The organism is Tenacibaculum sp. nBUS_03 (assembly GCF_051201695.1).
Taxonomy (GTDB): Bacteria; Bacteroidota; Bacteroidia; order Flavobacteriales; family Flavobacteriaceae; genus Polaribacter.
Genome location: NZ_CP179214.1, coordinates 646,458 through 663,095, shown reverse-complemented (window position 1 = coordinate 663,095; position 16,638 = coordinate 646,458). Strand labels below are relative to the sequence as shown.

Sequence of the window (16,638 nt, the reverse complement as noted above, 5' to 3'; positions counted from 1 at the left end):
ATTAGATTTATATTCTTACAAACCGTTTTATGAATAAGTATAACAAGTAAAATTTGATATACCCTAAAAATAAATACAAATTTTTAAATTAGTTTTTACTCTAAGGCTAGATATTATTTTTAAAATTCTGATTTTTTCAATAGTAGAGTAGAAGTTTCTTCAAAATATTTTTTCCTAGCTAATTTAAATTAACGAAAAATGATTTTACTTAAAACACTTTAGAATACAATGAATTATGGTAGAATAAAAGTTGGCCTATTAAATAATTTTAATAAACCAACAAACCTTAAGCCCGTCCCCACGGGTCTTAAAAACTATCATTTAGATAAAAAACGAGTTTATATCTATTTTATTTGTTAGACACGTAAAAATAATAAAGTCACATAGCATGCACAGTTATAAAAACCAAGTGAAGATTAATAATTAAATAAGTTTAATGAGTTTTTTTATGTACTTTGAATAAGGATTAAGAATTCTTTCTTAAAAAGAAAAAAGTTGTAAAAATCCTTTCTAAAATTTTAATGAATACTGCTTTATGGGTTTATAAATATTATGACATAAGTAATTAATGTTTAAAAAGTGAATAAATTCTTTAATTAATCATATTTTTAATTTTTTATTATTTGAGAATTATTAAGGAGAAAAACAAAAATGTATTGATCATTTTAGCGTAAAAAATAAAAATATATAAGTTAAAAAAAGCAGGTGTTATCCTGCTTAGATTTTTAATAGGTATACATTGCTATCTACAAGACCAAGAGCGGGTATATGGGTTGTAGTTAGCTTTTAAAGGATAGGGACAAAGTGGTGCTTTTCCTCCGTTAATTAATGTTTGCTCTGTTTTGTTTAAAGCAGTACCTAGTTTTGAAATTCTTTTTAACATTGTATTAAATTTTATATTATTTAATAAGTAAGTTAAAATTGATTCATTAAAATAATTTGAAATATTTCCGAGTTCTATAAAATAACTTCTGGGGGCACAAAAATTTAATTAAATTAAAAATAAAAAGCTAAAATAGGATCATGATCTAACAAATAAATGAGCTTATATAAAACGATATTCATCAGGACTGTTTGACATTTTGTTATAGTAATAACGATCTACAGTTATTTCAAATTTAAGCTTAGGGAATTTAACATCATATTTATTTCCGTACGATTTTATAAGCTTTACTAATGTTGGTTTTGATTTCATAATTATAAATTTTATTACCTAAAGTATTTTATAAAATCAATTTAATCGATAAAATTAGATAATTACAAGGAGAAGTTAAGGTGAGTTGTTAGTGGTTTTAGATTAGTGAAATAAGTAAACGTTTTTAACAAGAACGGTTATTTAGATGAATAAGTAAGAAGAATACTTTTAATATTTTTTTCATAATAGCTTTTTAAATTCTTTTCTTAAGTTTATGTTTGCTCAAATAAAACCTTTGTATGATTGAGTCTTTCATTAATTTAAGATCATATGATATTTTTTTTCATTGTTCTACCTCGAAAATATGAGGGGAGTATTTATAAAATTAAATTTGTTACTTTATAATTTATAAAGTAAAATACATTCATATAAATTAAAAGGGTTAAAATTAATTGTGAGAAATTAAATAGAAGTGTTTATGTTGAATTTATTTTAATGATTTTTTAAATTTAAATTTTATTTTCGAGGTGTATGTATTTTATTAAATTTCCTGATTTTTTCCATGCAACTTAAACAAAGAAATTAAAAATAACTAGTTACAAATACTTTTATACTACATGTGTTGGTAATTTTTTATTGATGTAAAACCCAAGTAAAAAGCATTAAAATTGAGCATGTAAATGTAAAACAACCATAATTTATTAAGTGTAATTATCTAATTTATTGAAAATAAATAAGTTAAAATGAATAATGAAATTAAAATTTCTTTCATATTTTATTAAAAATGAATTCGAAAACATCAATACTGTTATCTATTTTTAAGGGAATTTATTTTAGTTCTGAAGAACTAAATATTGTTGAGCGTCAATTTCAAAAAATTACTTTACAAAAAGGAGATATACTTTTAAGTTCTGGTAAGGTAGTGGGTGAGCAATATTATATTCATAGCGGTTGTTTAAGAGCTTTTTTTATTAGTACCGATGGTAAAGAGCATACTATTCAGTTTGCTATTGAAGACTGGTGGATAAGTGACTACACAGCTTTCTTTACAACTTCAAAAGCTATTATGACAATTGATTGTATTAAGGATGCGACAATTTATAAGATATCTAAAGAGTCATTAGAAATTTTATATCTAGAAATTCCTAAATTAGAAACTTTTTTTAGGAAGAAAATGGAAGGTTCTTTTTCTAGTTTTCAAAAAAGAATACTGGGTACTTTATCGCAAACGGCAAAAGAAAGATATATAACTTTTATCAAAACATACCCTGATATACAGTTAAGTATAAAAAATTATCACATAGCATCTTATCTTGGAATAACAACAGAAAGTTTAAGTAGAATTAGAAAAGAAATTGCTAAAAAGTAGTTTTCTTACCACACATCAATTTTTTTTAAAACTACGAATTATAGTTTTGTTTAAGTATTATTTTGATTTTATAAATACACTATTGTGTACAACTATTATCAAACAAAAAAATATTCATACGAAAATTATAAAAAAATGAAAAAAATATTATTTGTATTGACGAGTCATGATGTGCTTGGAAATACTGGTCAAAAAACAGGATTTTGGATTGAAGAGTTTGCAGCTCCTTATTATTTTTTTAAAGATAACAATGTTGAGGTTGTTATAGCATCACCTAAGGGCGGACAGCCTCCAATTGATCCAAAAAGTGAATTAATTGATTTTCAAACGAAATCTACAATTAGATATAATAAAGATGAAGAAGCAAAAGGTATTGTATCAAAAACATTAAAATTAAATACAGTTGATCAAGCTGATTATGATGCTGTATTTTATCCTGGAGGTCACGGGCCTTTATGGGATTTAGTAGAAGACAAAGATTCGATTTCGCTTATTGAATCATTCATAACCAACCATAAACCAGTTAGTGCTGTTTGTCATGCGCCAGCTATTTTTAAGAACACAAAAAATAATGATGGAACTCCGCTAATAAAAGGTAAAAAAGTTACTGGTTTTTCTAACACAGAGGAAGAAGCTGTTCAGTTAACTGATGTAGTTCCTTTTTTAGTAGAAAATATGTTAAAAGAGAATGAAGCAATATTTTCTAAAGGAGATGATTGGGCTCCTTATGCTATAGAAGACGGGTTACTAATTACTGGCCAAAACCCAGCATCATCAGAATTAGTAGCTAAAATTTTACTAGAAAGTTTGAACTAAAAGAAAAGAAGCAACCCTTCAAAATTACTCCTTTTCCCAAACTAATTTAAACTTACTAATAATGAAATTATTTAAAATTTCTGTACAAATTTATCTATATAAAGAGCTCTGTTGAATTATTTTAGTTGAATAGAATATTTATGTAGACGAGTGGTAGTTGAAATTTTGAGAGAAAATAATTAAATATATTTCAATAAGAAAGAAAGAAGTATTCGTAAGAATACTTCTTTCCTAACTAACCAAACATTTTCCAAAAAATGAAAAATCAAATTTCAAACTACACTGTAAATATAATTTAATAAGTGAGTAAAATGTTTGATTATTAGTTGAGTAGCTATTGTGTTTCGGTAGGTAGTATTAAAACACCATTGAATTGTAAAAAACGAAAGAACTCAAAATTTGAGCTCTTTCTTAATATAAAGTGATAGTGGATTAACCCTTCAAAAACTAAAAAACTATCCTTTCATTCTTTATACGCCTATTAGTCGTTTGTAAATAGTAATCGTTACAAATTTTTTGATTTTTTTTTATAATTATCTAAAATCTCTTTAATTTTCGTTATTAAAAATCTCTTTTACAGTTGCTTGGTATTTTTTTTGATTCCCTGCTTTTTTAATTTTTTTATACGTTTTTCTAGGGTCAGAAAAAGATTTGGAAAAATATTCCCAAAAACCAAGCATTTTCATTTTTATTGGGGTAGGTCCAGATAAAGCTTCATCATATTGTTGGTAGATTTCATTATGAAAGTCCTCAAAACGTTTCCATCTATCTTTAGGGTATTCGGTGGTATTATCTTTAATCATTTGGGGTAAAAAAGGATCAGCAATTAACCCTCTACCAATCATAAAATGAGTTATACTAGGGAAGCGATCAGTCATTGACTTAAACCCCGCTACTGAAGTAATATCACCATTATAGTATAAATGGTGTTTAGAAGTATCGATACATTTTTGAAAAGCTTCTAAGTCAACTCCACCTTTATATAATTGTTTTCCTATTCGTGCATGAATAGCTACGTTTTTAAGAGGGTACTTATCTAAAACTGGAAAAGTATGTAATATTTCTTCACTGTTTTCATATCCCATTCTCATTTTCATAGAAACTAAAATATCAGTTTGATTGTGTGCTTTAGATAACACTTCATCAATTTTGGTTGGGTTACAAATTAAACCTGATCCCATACCTGATTTTGTAACCATAGGATATGGGCACCCTAAATTCCAATTTAATTCTTTATACCCTAAACTTTGTACATATTTGGCTACAAATAAAAATTCATCGGGATCATTTGTTATTACCTGTGGGATAACCGTTAAAGTTGTGTTATTTTCAACTTTTAAATCACGCTCATAACTTGATTTTATTTTAAATTTCCCATTTAAACGAATGTAAGGGGCATAAAAAGTATCAATACCACCAAAATATTTGTTTTGTGCATTTCTAAAACGGAAATCAGTAAACCCTTGTAAAGGTGATGAAAGTAAGGTAAAACTCATAGTAAATTCAAAGCTGCAAATATAGCAGACTTATCTGTGATATTTTAACTATAAACTTTATACTTTTGATATGTGTAAATTGTAAAAGAAAAGAAGTGTTGATTTTTCTAAAAAAACATAAAATAAAAATATTATGTAGTGCTATTTTATTAGTTCTTTATTATTTCTGTTTGCCTAAAAAACTATTTGAAGCTCCAACTTCAACAGTAGTTGTTGCAAAAAATAAAGAATTGTTAGGTGCCGTCATAGCTGATGATGGACAATGGAGGTTTCCTGAGCTAGATTCTATTCCTAGTAAATTTGAAAAGTGTATTTTACAATTTGAAGATGCATATTTTTATAAGCACTTTGGCTTTAATCCTGTTTCTTTGGTAAAGGCATTTAAAGAAAATATTAAAGCTAAAAGAGTAGTTAGAGGTGGGAGTACAATTACTCAACAGGTAATTCGTTTGTCGCGAAAAAATAAAAGACGTTCGTACATTGAAAAATTAAAGGAATTAATTTTTGCTACTCGTTTAGAATTTAGATTTTCAAAAAAAGAGATATTAAAACTGTATGCTTCACACGCCCCTTTTGGAGGTAATGTAGTAGGTTTAGAGATGGCTTCTTGGCGTTATTTCGGGTTGCAACCTTACCAATTATCTTGGGCAGAAAGTGCTACTTTAGCTGTATTGCCTAATGCTCCGTCATTAATATATCCTGGTAAAAATCAATTAAAATTAAAAAATAAACGAAATAGGTTATTAAATAAACTGTATAAAGAAAAGATAATTGATAAAATTACTTATGAGTTAGCTTTAGAAGAAAAACTACCTCAAAAACCTTTTCCACTTCCAACTATTGCACCTCATTTTGTTCAAGAACTAGGAAAAAAACTAAAAGGCAAGCATATACAAAGTACTATTGACTTTCATTTACAAAACCGTGTGAATTATTTAGTAAAACAACATTATGAACGATTAAAACAAAATGAAGTTTTTAATATTGCTGTTTTAGTATTGGATGTTGAGTCTAGAAAAGTATTGAGTTATGTAGGGAATTCCCCTACCAATAAAGAGCATCAAAAAGATGTGAATAATGTAATTTCACCAAGAAGTACAGGTAGTACATTGAAGCCTTTTTTATATGCGCAAATGCTTCAATCTGGAAATTTACTTCCCACACAATTAGTATCTGATATTCCTACTGAAATAGCAGGCTATACACCAAAAAACTTCGATTTAACTTTTGATGGTGCTGTACCTGCAAATGAAGCATTGACACGGTCATTAAATATTCCAGCTGTGCGGATGTTACAATTATATGGCTTAGAAAAATTTCGGAAAGATCTAAAAGAGTATCAAATAAAACATATTAATAAGTCAGCTGATTACTATGGGTTATCTTTAATTTTAGGAGGAGCAGAGGCTAGTTTGTGGGATTTGTGTAAAACTTTTGCAAGTTATTCAGGTATTGTTAATCATTATGAAAAATTAGGACATAGGTATTATGAAAATGAATTTGTAGAACCTGTTTTCATTGAATTTGATAAGGTTAACTATGGTCGAATAACTGATAAATATCATAAGATTGATGCTGGGACTGCTTTTTTAACACTCAATACATTAACCGAAGTAAACAGGCCATTTACAGATCAAGCATGGAAGTATTTTGATTCCTCTCAAAAAATAGGATGGAAAACAGGTACTAGTTTTGGTAATAAAGACGCATGGGCTATAGGGACTAACTCAAAGTATGTAGTAGGTGTTTGGGTAGGTAATTCTGATGGGGAGGGGAGGCCTGATTTAACAGGTGTTGGAAGTGCTGCTCCTTTAATGTTTGATGTTTTTGATGTATTGCCAAAATCGAATTGGTTTTTAGAACCATATGAAAATTTAGTAGAAGAAAATATTTGTGCTAAGAGTGGCTATTTGGCATTACCAATATGTAATTCAATTATTAAAAGGATTCAAAAAAATGGAATACGTGCAAAATCATGTCCATTTCATAAACAAATTACTACTGATAAAGCTGAAAAGTTCAGAGTAAATTCAAATTGTGAATCTATAAGTAATATAAAAAATAAAACATGGTTTATATTACCTCCTCTAATGGCACACTATTATCAACAAAAGAATGCTAATTATAGAGTATTACCAAGTTTTAGAGGTGATTGTTCTACCATTGAAACGAATATAATGGATTTTGTTTTTCCAACTAAGCATTATTCTCAAATTTCATTAACTAAGGCGGAGGATAATAAAACAAATCCTGTGATACTTAAACTAACTCATGCAAATTCAGACGCTAAAGTCTATTGGTATTTAAATAATGTGTTTATTGGAGAAACAAAACAATACCATGAACAAGCTATAAACCCTAAAGAAAAAGGAGTTTACAATATTACCGTAATTGATGATTTTGGAAATGAAAGAAAGAGAATTATAGAACTGCTATAGGTTCTTCCTTATGAATGACATCTTTTAGACGAATTCCAAAATTAGCTAGTTGTTTAATTTCTTTAACACCAGCCAAACGTTCTTTACCAATAATTAGTAGCCCGTTGTTACTTCCTTCAATGTGGTAATAATTATTACTTTCAAAAAATAAAATTAATTCATCAGTAAAGAATTTTTTTATGTCTAATTGGTTTTTTCCAGATAAATAAAATCGTTTAGAAAAATCAGGATGCTCTTCAATATCAATATCTTTAAAACCTGCAAAATGATAGATATATTCAAAAATTCCTTCTCTATCTAAAGTAAATTCAGGAACTTTATCGTCTGTACTAATATAAAACATTGTAGCTTTAATAATTTGCTTAGCAATTAACTCTCCTTCAGAAAATTCAATATCAAATAAAGCACAGTTTTCGTTAGATAGTATGTTTGATACGCTATTAATTTGTCGTGTTTTAAAATAGCCAAATTCAGGTATTTGAGTTACTTCCTCCGGAGAAGTATTATAGGTCCAGCCTAACTCTTCGCTAATTTTTGAAACAGACCTTTGACGTTTAGTTAAAACAGTTTCTTTAGTTTTATTAGCTGAGTTTCTTGGAATGTTTTTACGTAAGGCAAACGGATGTTCACTTCCTGTTTTATAACCATCTAAACCAATAATTTCAAAATGCCCGCCTTTACGTTTGAATGTTTCAGCATAATTATTCATGTTTTCCATGATTGAATGATCAACAAAATCACATAATGAAAAATCTACAATAGCATCCTCGTTTTCAGGTATTTGGTTAAGTTTTGATTTTAAACGGGTATAATTTAAAAAACTTGAAAAATTTTCAACAGATACATAATACTTTCCATCTTCAGTAAACATTAAAACATTCGGTTTTAATAAGTTTCTGAAGAAAAACATAAAACTTCTGTTAATAATTACATGAATAATAAAAGTAGAAAATATACCAATAAGTATTCCTGTAATTAAATTTGTGGTAATAGTAGTGAATAATGTAATTAAGAAAATAATCAACTGCTCTTTACCTATTTTAAAGACTTTTCTAATATTTTCAGGTGAAGCCAATTTATAGCCAGTATACACTAAAATAGCAGCAAGAGCAGGCAATGGTATTTTTCGTAATTCAGAGGCAAAGAGTAAAATAAAGGCAACTAAAAACGAAGCATGAAAAAAGTTAGCCGAACGATTACTACCTTTATTGTTAACATTTACAGAGCTACGAGCAATAACTGTAACCACATTTAATCCACCTAAAAAACCGCTAATTACTGTTGCTACACCAAGAGCTCTTATGTCTTTATTTACATTTGAGCGTCTTTTCAAAGGATCTAATTTGTCCACAGCTTTTATACTTAATAAGCTCTCAATACTAGCGATTAAAGTTATAGCAATAACGGCATTAATGAATTCAAATTCATATGCCTTTCCAAAATCAGGGAAAGCAAAATTAGAAAGTACATTATCAGGAAGGTTTATTAGTAAATTTTTATCAATAGGATATGTTGAAGGTGATATCATATCAAAGTAATAATACATACCAACGCTTAAAACAACAATCCACATAGGCGCAGGTATCAATTGAAAATATTTGTTACGTATTTTACTATAAAATACCATTATTAGTAAACTAATGATGCCTACCATTCCAGCGTAAAAAATACTAAGGCTGTCTGTTCTTGTGAAATTAATAATTCCTTCTGGTACTTGAAGTAATAAATCAATAATACTTCCCTTAGCATTTAAGTTACCAAGCATAACGTGTACTTGTTTTGCAAAAATACCAATGCCAATAGCGGCTAACATTCCTTGAATAGCAGAGGAAGGAAAGAAATCACCTAAAGATCCAAGTCTAAGAAAACCAAGAATTATCATAATAATCCCTGAAACAACAATTGCAGCTAATGTATATAAAAAACCTTGTTGCATATCACCAGCGCCAAGGGTTGTAATAGCTGCTAAAATAACAACTACCAAACCATTACCAGGTCCAGTTATTGTAACATTAGATCCCCCTAGAATTGCCACTACAGTTCCGCCAACTATTGCGGCTATAATTCCAGATATTGGAGGAGCTCCTGATGCTAGTGCAAGTCCAAAACCAAGCGGAAGAGCTATTAATGAAACTACAAAACCTGCAAAAATATTTTGCGGTAATTCTCCTAAAAATGTTTTAATAGTATTCTTTTTTCCCATGTGTATTATTTTACAATTAAAACATCAGTAGGTAATTCTGATAAAATATATTCAATATCGTGAGGGAATATCCGATGCAAAATACCTGTTTTTTTTGGTGTATTCATTATTAGTAAATCAGCTCTTTTAACTTTTGCATAATGACCAATACAATATCCTCTTCTACCAAAAATACTTTGCATCTTTACATTTATATCCCTTAAATCTATATTTTTAAGTATGTTTTGGACACGTAAATCTTCCCTGTTTTTTAACTGTTCTTTTGCTATTGTTGCTTTTTGAAGCGTTTTGTCATCGCTTACGGTCACATTTAATTCGTTTTGACTAATCTCTTCTACAATAGTAACTCTTTTACAACCTAAGTTCTTTGAAATAGTAAAAGCTGTTTTAATGGTCTCTTCAGTATGTTCATCTTGCAAACCATTAACTACAATGTGTTTACAAGGAACGCGTTCAATTGAAGGCTTAATTAAAAGTAAAACCGAACATGGAGATTTTCTTGTTAGTTTTCTAGCAATAGATCCAACATAATATTTATATATGTTTTCTTTTTGTAAGGCACCTAATATAAGTAAATCCCCATTTTGTTGAATTGTTGTAGTAAGTATAACATCTACAGGTTCCCCTTGTTGCCAGATAGTATTAAATCCTTTAAACAGCTTAGGAGCTTTAAAAATTAAATCTTTTAATTGATTTTCTTTAATAGTTGACTTTTTACCAACATGTACGCCAATTAATTCAGCATCAAACATGTTAGCCAATCGTATAGCCTCTAGTAAATTGGCTTTTAAATTGGGCGAAAAGGCAATACCTATAATAATTTTGTTAATCAAAATAATAAATTTTTAGACTTCGAATATAAAATTTTATCGTAGTTTTATGAGACAAAATTATGAAACTTAAATTAAAAGTATGATTGAATTAGCAGGTATTATAATTTTAGGAATTTTAGCTCAGTGGGTTGCTTGGAAATTTAAAATCCCAGCTATTCTTCCATTAATCCTAATTGGGTTAATTGTAGGCCTATTGCAGCTCATTTTTTTAATCATGATGGTAGCAAATGGATTGAACCTGTTTGGAATGGAAAAAAAGGACTTTTTCCAGGAGAAGGACTGTATTATTTTGTGTCATTGGCAATAAGTATTATTCTTTTTGAAGGGGGATTAACATTAAGAAGAGGGGAAATAAAAAACATTGGTCCCGTTATTAGTAAGTTGATAACCCTAGGCTCTGCGATCACTTTTTTAGGGGCAGGTATTAGTGCTCATTACATATTTGACTTAAATTGGAAATTATCTTTTTTATTTTCAGGATTAATTATAGTAACAGGACCAACGGTAATTACCCCAATTTTAAGAAATATCCCTTTAAAGAAAGATGTTTCTGCTGTATTAAAATGGGAAGGAATATTAATTGATCCTATTGGAGCATTAGTTGCCGTTTTAGTTTTTGAATTTATTAGTGTTGGAGGAGGAGCTGGGTTTACTTTGACAGCTTTATTAGAGTTTTTAAAAATATTATTATTTGGTACCACATTTGGTTTTACGTTTGCTCATGCTTTAATTTTTATTATTGATAAAAAATGGGTACCACATTATTTGTTAAATGTAGTTTCATTATCTACTGTACTGTTAGTTTTTGTAGAATCTGAATTATTTGCCCATGAATCTGGATTATTAGCCGTTGTGGTTATGGGAATGGTATTAGGAAATAGTAAGCTTAAAGATTTAAAAGAAATACTTTATTTTAAAGAGTCACTAAGTGTTTTATTAATATCTATATTATTTATTCTATTAGCAGCCAATATGGATTATAGAGAGTTAATGTTGCTGTATGAGTGGAAAACAATATTACTTTTTGCATTAATAGTTTTTATTATTCGACCAATAGCAGTCTTTTTGAGTACACATAAATCTAACCTAAAAATAAATGAAAAGCTGTTTATTAGTTGGGTAGGACCTAGAGGTATTGTAGCTGCTGGTATTGCTTCTTTATTTGGTTCAAAGTTAATGAAACAAGGAGTAGAAGGAGCTGAATATATCACCCCACTTGTTTTTATGGTTGTTTTAGGTACTGTATTATTAAATGCTACTACAGCAAGGTTATTTGCTAAATTGGTAGGTGTATTTTTAAAACGATCAAATGCAGTAATGATTATAGGAGCCTCTGAGGTTGCTAGGTTGATAGCAAGGTATTTAAAAGATAATAATAGAAGGGTTGTGATTATTGATTCTAATAGTGATAATATTGAAAAAGCAATAAAAGATGGATTAGAATCCTATGAAGTTAATGTTTATGATAATGAACTTACTGATAATATAGAGTTAAATGATGTAGGATACATGATAGCAATGACAGGTAGTGATACAATTAATAAATATGCAATGACCAACTTTTCAACAATTTTTGGAGAGCAAGGTTCGTATCGTTTAGCTAATACTAAAGAAGTTACAACTAAAGAATATGAAGATGAAGAAAAGTTATTTACTAAGGAGGATGATTATTATAGTTTATTAGAGGCTATAAGAGAATTTCCTGAAGTTCATGAAGCTCCTATAAATTCATTAGAGGAATATAAAAATGTAATAAGGAAAGTTCATGATGAGTTGAAATCTATTCCTATTTTAGTGAAAAACAAATCAAACGAATTATTATTAATTTCTGAGTTTGAAAAAAAGGTGACTTCTGTAGAAAATTGGAGTTTAGTATATGTAGGTAAAAAATTAGTTTTCTAGTTTCAAAAAAAGTTTTTAGTACTTAATTACTTTTAAAAATCTATCTGTATTTTATTCATTCAAAATACGTACTTTTATCCTTCAGAAAGTTTAGAATTTGCTTACACATTTAAAAATACATAATTACGCTTTAATCAATCAATTATCGATTGATTTCACCAAAGGGTTATCTATAATTACTGGTGAAACAGGAGCAGGGAAATCAATTTTATTAGGAGCTTTAGGGTTAGTTATGGGAAATCGGGCTGATTTATCATCACTAAAAAATGCAGAAAAGAAATGTATTATTGAAGCTCAGTTTTTATTAAATGGTTATAATTTAGAGGCTGTTTTTGATGAGTTGGATATAGATTACGAAGAAGAAACAATTATAAGAAGAGAGATTTTACCTTCTGGTAAGTCTAGAGCTTTTGTAAATGATACTCCGGTAAATTTATCAATTTTAACTGCTTTAAAAGTTAAATTGATAGACATACACTCCCAGCATCAAACGTTACAATTATCTGATCTTAATTTTCAATTTTCAATTCTTGATGCTTTGGCTAAAAACCAAGCTAAAATCGCATCCTATAAAAGAGGCTTGCGTAAATATAACGGATTAAAAAAAGAATTAAAAGAATTAAAAGATCAAGCTCAAAAGTCTACTGAACAATATGAGTATAATCTTCATTTATTCAATGAATTAGAAGAAGCGAAGCTAAAAGTAGGAGAACAAAAAATATTAGAGGAAAAGATAGAGAAGCTTAATAATATTGAAGACATTAAGTTAAATTTATCAGAAGGTTTACAAATAGCTGTCAATGAAGATTTAGGTATACAAACTCAATTACATTCTTTAGAGAGTAAATTGCAAAAAATAAGTTCTTTTTCAATTGAATATGAGGAGTTAACTTCTAGAGTTTCGAGTATAAAAATAGAACTAGATGATATTGTAACAGAATTAGAATCTGCTAATGAACAAGTAGATTTTAATCCCATTGAAATTGAAGAGTTAAACGATAGGTTACAGCTTATTTATAATTTAGAAAAAAAACATGGTGTAGCAACAATTGAAGAATTACAAAAAATTCATGAGTCATTATCAGAAAAGGTAGCTCAGGTAGAAGGAGCTAGTGAAAATATAACTAAGAAAGAAGGAGAAATTAAAGCTGTTGCTATTAAATTAGATGAAGTAGCTAGTTTAATAACTAAAGGAAGAATTAAAGGAATACCTAAGTTACAAAAAGAATTGAAGTATCTATTAGCTGAGCTAGGAATGCCAAATGCTCAGTTTCTAATAGAAATAAAGCCAAGTGAGGTTTATACAGTAAATGGTAAAGATGAGTTAGTGTTTTTATTTTCGGCAAATAAAGGCGGTAATTTTGGAGAATTAAAAAAAGTTGCCTCTGGTGGAGAGCTTTCTAGAATAATGCTTTCAATTAAAAAAATACTTTCAAGTAATATTCAATTACCAACCATTATTTTTGATGAAATAGATACCGGTGTTTCTGGAGAGGTTTCAAATAAAATAGCTAAAATAATGAATGATATGGGGGAGAATATGCAAGTAATAACGATAACACATTTACCACAAATAGCTTCAAAGGGACAACAACACTACAAAGTTTTCAAAGGAGAAGAAAAAGGAATTACTACTTCAAATTTAAAACGTTTAAGCTATGACGAAAGAGTTTCGGAAATAGCAGAAATGTTAAGTGGGAAAGATTTTTCTGAAAGTGCGTTAACCCACGCTAAAGAATTATTAGGATAAAAATGTAACTAAAGCAAAGGATTATATTTGCTTTGACAAATAATTAAAGAAAAGACTATAATACTATGTATAATTTATTAAAAGGTAAAAAAGGAATTATTTTTGGCGCTTTAAATGAACACTCTATAGCATGGAAAGTAGCAGAAAGAGCACACGAAGAAGGAGCTGAATTTGTTTTGACAAATGCCCCTATAGCTATGAGAATGGGAGAGTTAAATACTCTTGCTGAAAAAACAGGATCACAAATTGTTCCAGCTGATGCAACCTCTATGGATGATTTGAATAACTTGGTTGAAAAATCTATGGAGATTTTAGGAGGTAAAATTGATTTTGTTTTACATTCTATAGGTATGTCTGTAAACGTTCGTAAAGGTCGTCATTATACAGATTCAAAATATGATTTTACAATGAAAGGATTTGATGTATCAGCATTGTCTTTTCATAAGACAATGAATGTTTTGTATAATAAAAAAGCAATGAATGAATGGGGAAGTATTGTAGCCCTAACTTATATGGCTGCTCAAAGAGTATTTCCTGATTATAATGACATGGCAGATAATAAAGCATATTTAGAATCAATAGCTCGTAGCTTTGGTTATTTCTTTGGACGTGATCATAAAGTTCGAGTAAATACGGTGTCACAATCACCAACTCCAACCACAGCAGGAAGCGGTGTAAAAGGGTTTGATGGATTTATTTCGTATGCTGAAAAAATGTCGCCACTTGGAAATGCAACTGCATTAGAGTGTGCAGATTATACAATTTCATTGTTTTCTGACTTAACCAAGAAAGTCACATTACAAAATTTATATCATGACGGTGGATTCTCTAATATGGGAGTTAGTGATGCTGTAATGGATAAATTTGTTACTGATTAATAGAATTTTTATGAATTCATGAAAAAATATAAAATGCAAATTCTTAAATTTGCATTTTATATTGAAAACTAAAGTGAATGGATCGTATTTTGTTAGTAGAAAAGGAGTTAGAGGGGTTAAGATCTCAATTAAGAGAGCATGAATTATACGCATCATTAAATACTATTGATGATGTAAAAGTATTTATGCAAGAACATGTTTTTGCAGTTTGGGATTTTATGTCATTATTGAAAGCATTACAACAACAGCTAACTTGTACAAAGTTACCATGGATTCCAGTTATTAATTCAAAAGCAGCTCGTTTTATTAATGAAATAGTTTTAGAGGAAGAAACTGATTTAAATGAATTGGGAGAACCTAAAAGTCATTTTGAAATGTATATAGATGCTATGCAACAAGTAAAAGCAGATACATTGCAAATATCAACTTTTATTTCAGACTTAATAGAAGGAAAAAGTATTGAAAATAGTATAGATAATTTATCAATTAGTGAAGAAACAAAAGAGTTTTTATTATTTACTTTTGAAGTAATTAATACAAAAGAACCACATATAATAGCTTCTAGTTTTACTTTTGGAAGAGAAGATGTTATTCCAGATATGTTTATTGAAATTGTTAAAAATACTGAACAAAAGAATAAAGTAGATTATAGTAAATTACTGTTTTATTTAAATAGACATATTGAACTGGATGGTGGAGAGCATGGGCCTATAGCTTTACAAATGATTGAAGAATTATGTGGAAATGATGAGCAAAAGTGGAATGATGTTCTGTATTATGCCAAAGCTTCTTTAGAAAAGAGGATAGGACTTTGGAATGGAATAGCAAAAAAGAATAGAAAATTAGCTCTTGTTTAATGGAGTTTGATTTTTCTATTATAATACCTGTTTATAATCGCCCTGATGAAATAGATGAATTATTAGAGAGTATTACCAATCAAAATTGTGGGTTTTCTTTTGAGGTTGTTATTGTTGAAGATGGTTCAGACATAACATCTGAAATGATCGCTGAAAAGTATGTTTCTAAATTAAATATAAAATATTTTTATAAAAAAAACACTGGTGCTGGTTTAAGTAGGAACTATGGAATGGAGAGAGCAACAGGGAATTTTTTTATTATTTTAGATTCTGATGTAATTATTCCACCTACGTATTTATCAACTGTGAAAGATGAATTGACTAAAAATTTCACGGATGCTTTTGGTGGTCCCGATGCAGCTCATGAAAGTTTTACTGCAATACAAAAAGCAATTAATTATTCCATGACTTCTACCTTAACTACAGGTGGAATTAGAGGAAAAAAGAAAAGTGTTGGCAAATTTCAGCCAAGAAGTTTTAATTTTGGATTATCAAAAAAAGCTTTTGAGAAAACAAATGGATTTTCTAGCTTAAAAGCAGGTGAAGATATTGACTTAAGCTTCCGTTTATTAGAAAGTGGTTTTGATACTCAATTACTTGAAAAGGCATTTGTATATCACAAACGAAGAACAACAATTAAACAATTTTTTAAACAAACTTTTGCTTTTGGTACTGCTAGACCTATGTTAAATAGAAAGTACCCTGAAACAGCTAAAATTACGTATTGGTTTCCAAGTTTGTTTATTATAGGAATTGATATCGCTATTATTTTACTGATATTTGATTTTTGGGCATTTATTCTTTTTTACGGATTGTATTTTACAATACTTTTTTTAGATTCATTAATACAAAACAAAAGTTTTAAGGTTGCTTTTTTGAGTGTAATTACCACATTAACACAGTTTTATGGTTATGGATTAGGGTTTTTACAATCTAAGTTTATAAAAAAATAAAGCCCTCA

Annotated in this window: 12 protein-coding genes and 1 pseudogene; 8 read left to right on the top strand and 5 right to left on the bottom strand. The window is 28.7% G+C overall.

The genetic code is table 11. From position 1 onward, the window contains the following. Window positions 1-742: 742 nt before the first annotated feature. Both ACMFBB_RS03045 and ACMFBB_RS03040 read right to left on the bottom strand, forming a co-directional pair. Window positions 743-883, bottom strand: coding sequence for a hypothetical protein (locus ACMFBB_RS03045; protein ID WP_435262986.1), 141 nt, complete (start codon window positions 881-883; stop codon window positions 743-745). A 162-nt stretch (window positions 884-1,045) separates the two neighbouring features. After that, window positions 1,046-1,195 (bottom strand): hypothetical protein, encoded by a 150-nt coding sequence (locus ACMFBB_RS03040; protein ID WP_435262985.1) that lies wholly within the window; start codon window positions 1,193-1,195, stop codon window positions 1,046-1,048. A 724-nt stretch (window positions 1,196-1,919) separates the two neighbouring features. Here ACMFBB_RS03040 and ACMFBB_RS03035 point away from each other — a divergent pair. Then, window positions 1,920-2,504 carry a Crp/Fnr family transcriptional regulator gene (locus tag ACMFBB_RS03035; protein WP_435262984.1) on the top strand — a complete coding sequence of 195 codons (585 nt, stop codon included), beginning with the start codon at window positions 1,920-1,922 and terminating at the stop codon, window positions 2,502-2,504. A gap of 135 nt (window positions 2,505-2,639) precedes the next feature. After that, entirely contained in the window at window positions 2,640-3,320 is a 681-nt protein-coding gene (locus ACMFBB_RS03030) for a type 1 glutamine amidotransferase domain-containing protein (protein WP_435262983.1), read from the top strand. 548 nt (window positions 3,321-3,868) lie between these two features. Here the strand turns inward: ACMFBB_RS03030 and ACMFBB_RS03025 are convergent. After that, the gene (locus tag ACMFBB_RS03025) at window positions 3,869-4,816 is read right to left on the bottom strand and encodes a tRNA dihydrouridine synthase (RefSeq protein ID WP_435262982.1); all 948 of its coding nucleotides are present in this window, start codon (window positions 4,814-4,816) and stop codon (window positions 3,869-3,871) included. 95 nt (window positions 4,817-4,911) lie between these two features. Between ACMFBB_RS03025 and pbpC the strand changes: the two genes are divergently transcribed. Then, window positions 4,912-7,254 (top strand): penicillin-binding protein 1C, encoded by a 2,343-nt coding sequence (pbpC, locus tag ACMFBB_RS03020; protein WP_435262981.1) that lies wholly within the window; start codon window positions 4,912-4,914, stop codon window positions 7,252-7,254. On the opposite strand, the gene ACMFBB_RS03015 is transcribed toward pbpC, so the two are convergent. Together ACMFBB_RS03015 and ACMFBB_RS03010 are read right to left on the bottom strand one after the other, a co-directional pair. Beyond that, window positions 7,238-9,457 carry a SulP family inorganic anion transporter gene (locus ACMFBB_RS03015; RefSeq protein ID WP_435262980.1) on the bottom strand — a complete coding sequence of 740 codons (2,220 nt, stop codon included), beginning with the start codon at window positions 9,455-9,457 and terminating at the stop codon, window positions 7,238-7,240. The genes pbpC and ACMFBB_RS03015 overlap by 17 nt on opposite strands. Window positions 9,458-9,462: 5 nt before the next feature. Further along, a complete protein-coding gene (locus ACMFBB_RS03010) occupies window positions 9,463-10,290 on the bottom strand; it encodes a universal stress protein (protein WP_435262979.1) in 828 nt (275 codons plus the stop codon). A gap of 79 nt (window positions 10,291-10,369) precedes the next feature. On the opposite strand from ACMFBB_RS03010, the pseudogene ACMFBB_RS03005 reads away from it, so the two are divergent. The 5 genes and pseudogenes from ACMFBB_RS03005 (at window position 10,370) to ACMFBB_RS02985 (ending at window position 16,630) form a co-directional block, all read left to right on the top strand. Continuing rightward, window positions 10,370-12,192: pseudogene (locus ACMFBB_RS03005) on the top strand (cation:proton antiporter). A 97-nt stretch (window positions 12,193-12,289) separates the two neighbouring features. Beyond that, the gene (gene recN / locus ACMFBB_RS03000; protein WP_435262978.1) at window positions 12,290-13,942 is read left to right on the top strand and encodes a DNA repair protein RecN; all 1,653 of its coding nucleotides are present in this window, start codon (window positions 12,290-12,292) and stop codon (window positions 13,940-13,942) included. Window positions 13,943-14,007: 65 nt separating this feature from the next. Continuing rightward, window positions 14,008-14,820, top strand: coding sequence for an enoyl-ACP reductase FabI (locus ACMFBB_RS02995; RefSeq protein WP_435262977.1), 813 nt, complete (start codon window positions 14,008-14,010; stop codon window positions 14,818-14,820). Between the two features lie 77 nt (window positions 14,821-14,897). Beyond that, complete coding sequence (locus tag ACMFBB_RS02990) at window positions 14,898-15,677, top strand: DUF3050 domain-containing protein (protein WP_435262976.1); 780 nt, start codon at window positions 14,898-14,900, stop codon at window positions 15,675-15,677. Continuing rightward, window positions 15,677-16,630: a glycosyltransferase gene (locus ACMFBB_RS02985; protein ID WP_435262975.1), complete on the top strand. Its 954-nt coding sequence runs from the start codon at window positions 15,677-15,679 to the stop codon at window positions 16,628-16,630. The genes ACMFBB_RS02990 and ACMFBB_RS02985 overlap by 1 nt, the downstream gene beginning before the upstream one ends. Window positions 16,631-16,638 lie beyond the last annotated feature (8 nt).

Excerpts from the sequence above, each read along its gene's own strand:
- ACMFBB_RS03045 (WP_435262986.1), bottom strand. The coding sequence starts at position 883 with ATGTTAAAAAGAATTTCAAAACTAGGTACTGCTTTAAACAAAACAGAG.
- ACMFBB_RS03040 (WP_435262985.1), bottom strand. The coding sequence starts at position 1,195 with ATGAAATCAAAACCAACATTAGTAAAGCTTATAAAATCGTACGGAAAT.
- ACMFBB_RS03035 (WP_435262984.1), top strand. The coding sequence starts at position 1,920 with ATGAATTCGAAAACATCAATACTGTTATCTATTTTTAAGGGAATTTAT.
- ACMFBB_RS03030 (WP_435262983.1), top strand. The coding sequence starts at position 2,640 with ATGAAAAAAATATTATTTGTATTGACGAGTCATGATGTGCTTGGAAAT.
- ACMFBB_RS03025 (WP_435262982.1), bottom strand. The coding sequence starts at position 4,816 with ATGAGTTTTACCTTACTTTCATCACCTTTACAAGGGTTTACTGATTTC.
- ACMFBB_RS03015 (WP_435262980.1), bottom strand. The coding sequence starts at position 9,457 with ATGGGAAAAAAGAATACTATTAAAACATTTTTAGGAGAATTACCGCAA.
- ACMFBB_RS02995 (WP_435262977.1), top strand. The coding sequence starts at position 14,008 with ATGTATAATTTATTAAAAGGTAAAAAAGGAATTATTTTTGGCGCTTTA.
- ACMFBB_RS02990 (WP_435262976.1), top strand. The coding sequence starts at position 14,898 with ATGGATCGTATTTTGTTAGTAGAAAAGGAGTTAGAGGGGTTAAGATCT.
- ACMFBB_RS02985 (WP_435262975.1), top strand. The coding sequence starts at position 15,677 with ATGGAGTTTGATTTTTCTATTATAATACCTGTTTATAATCGCCCTGAT.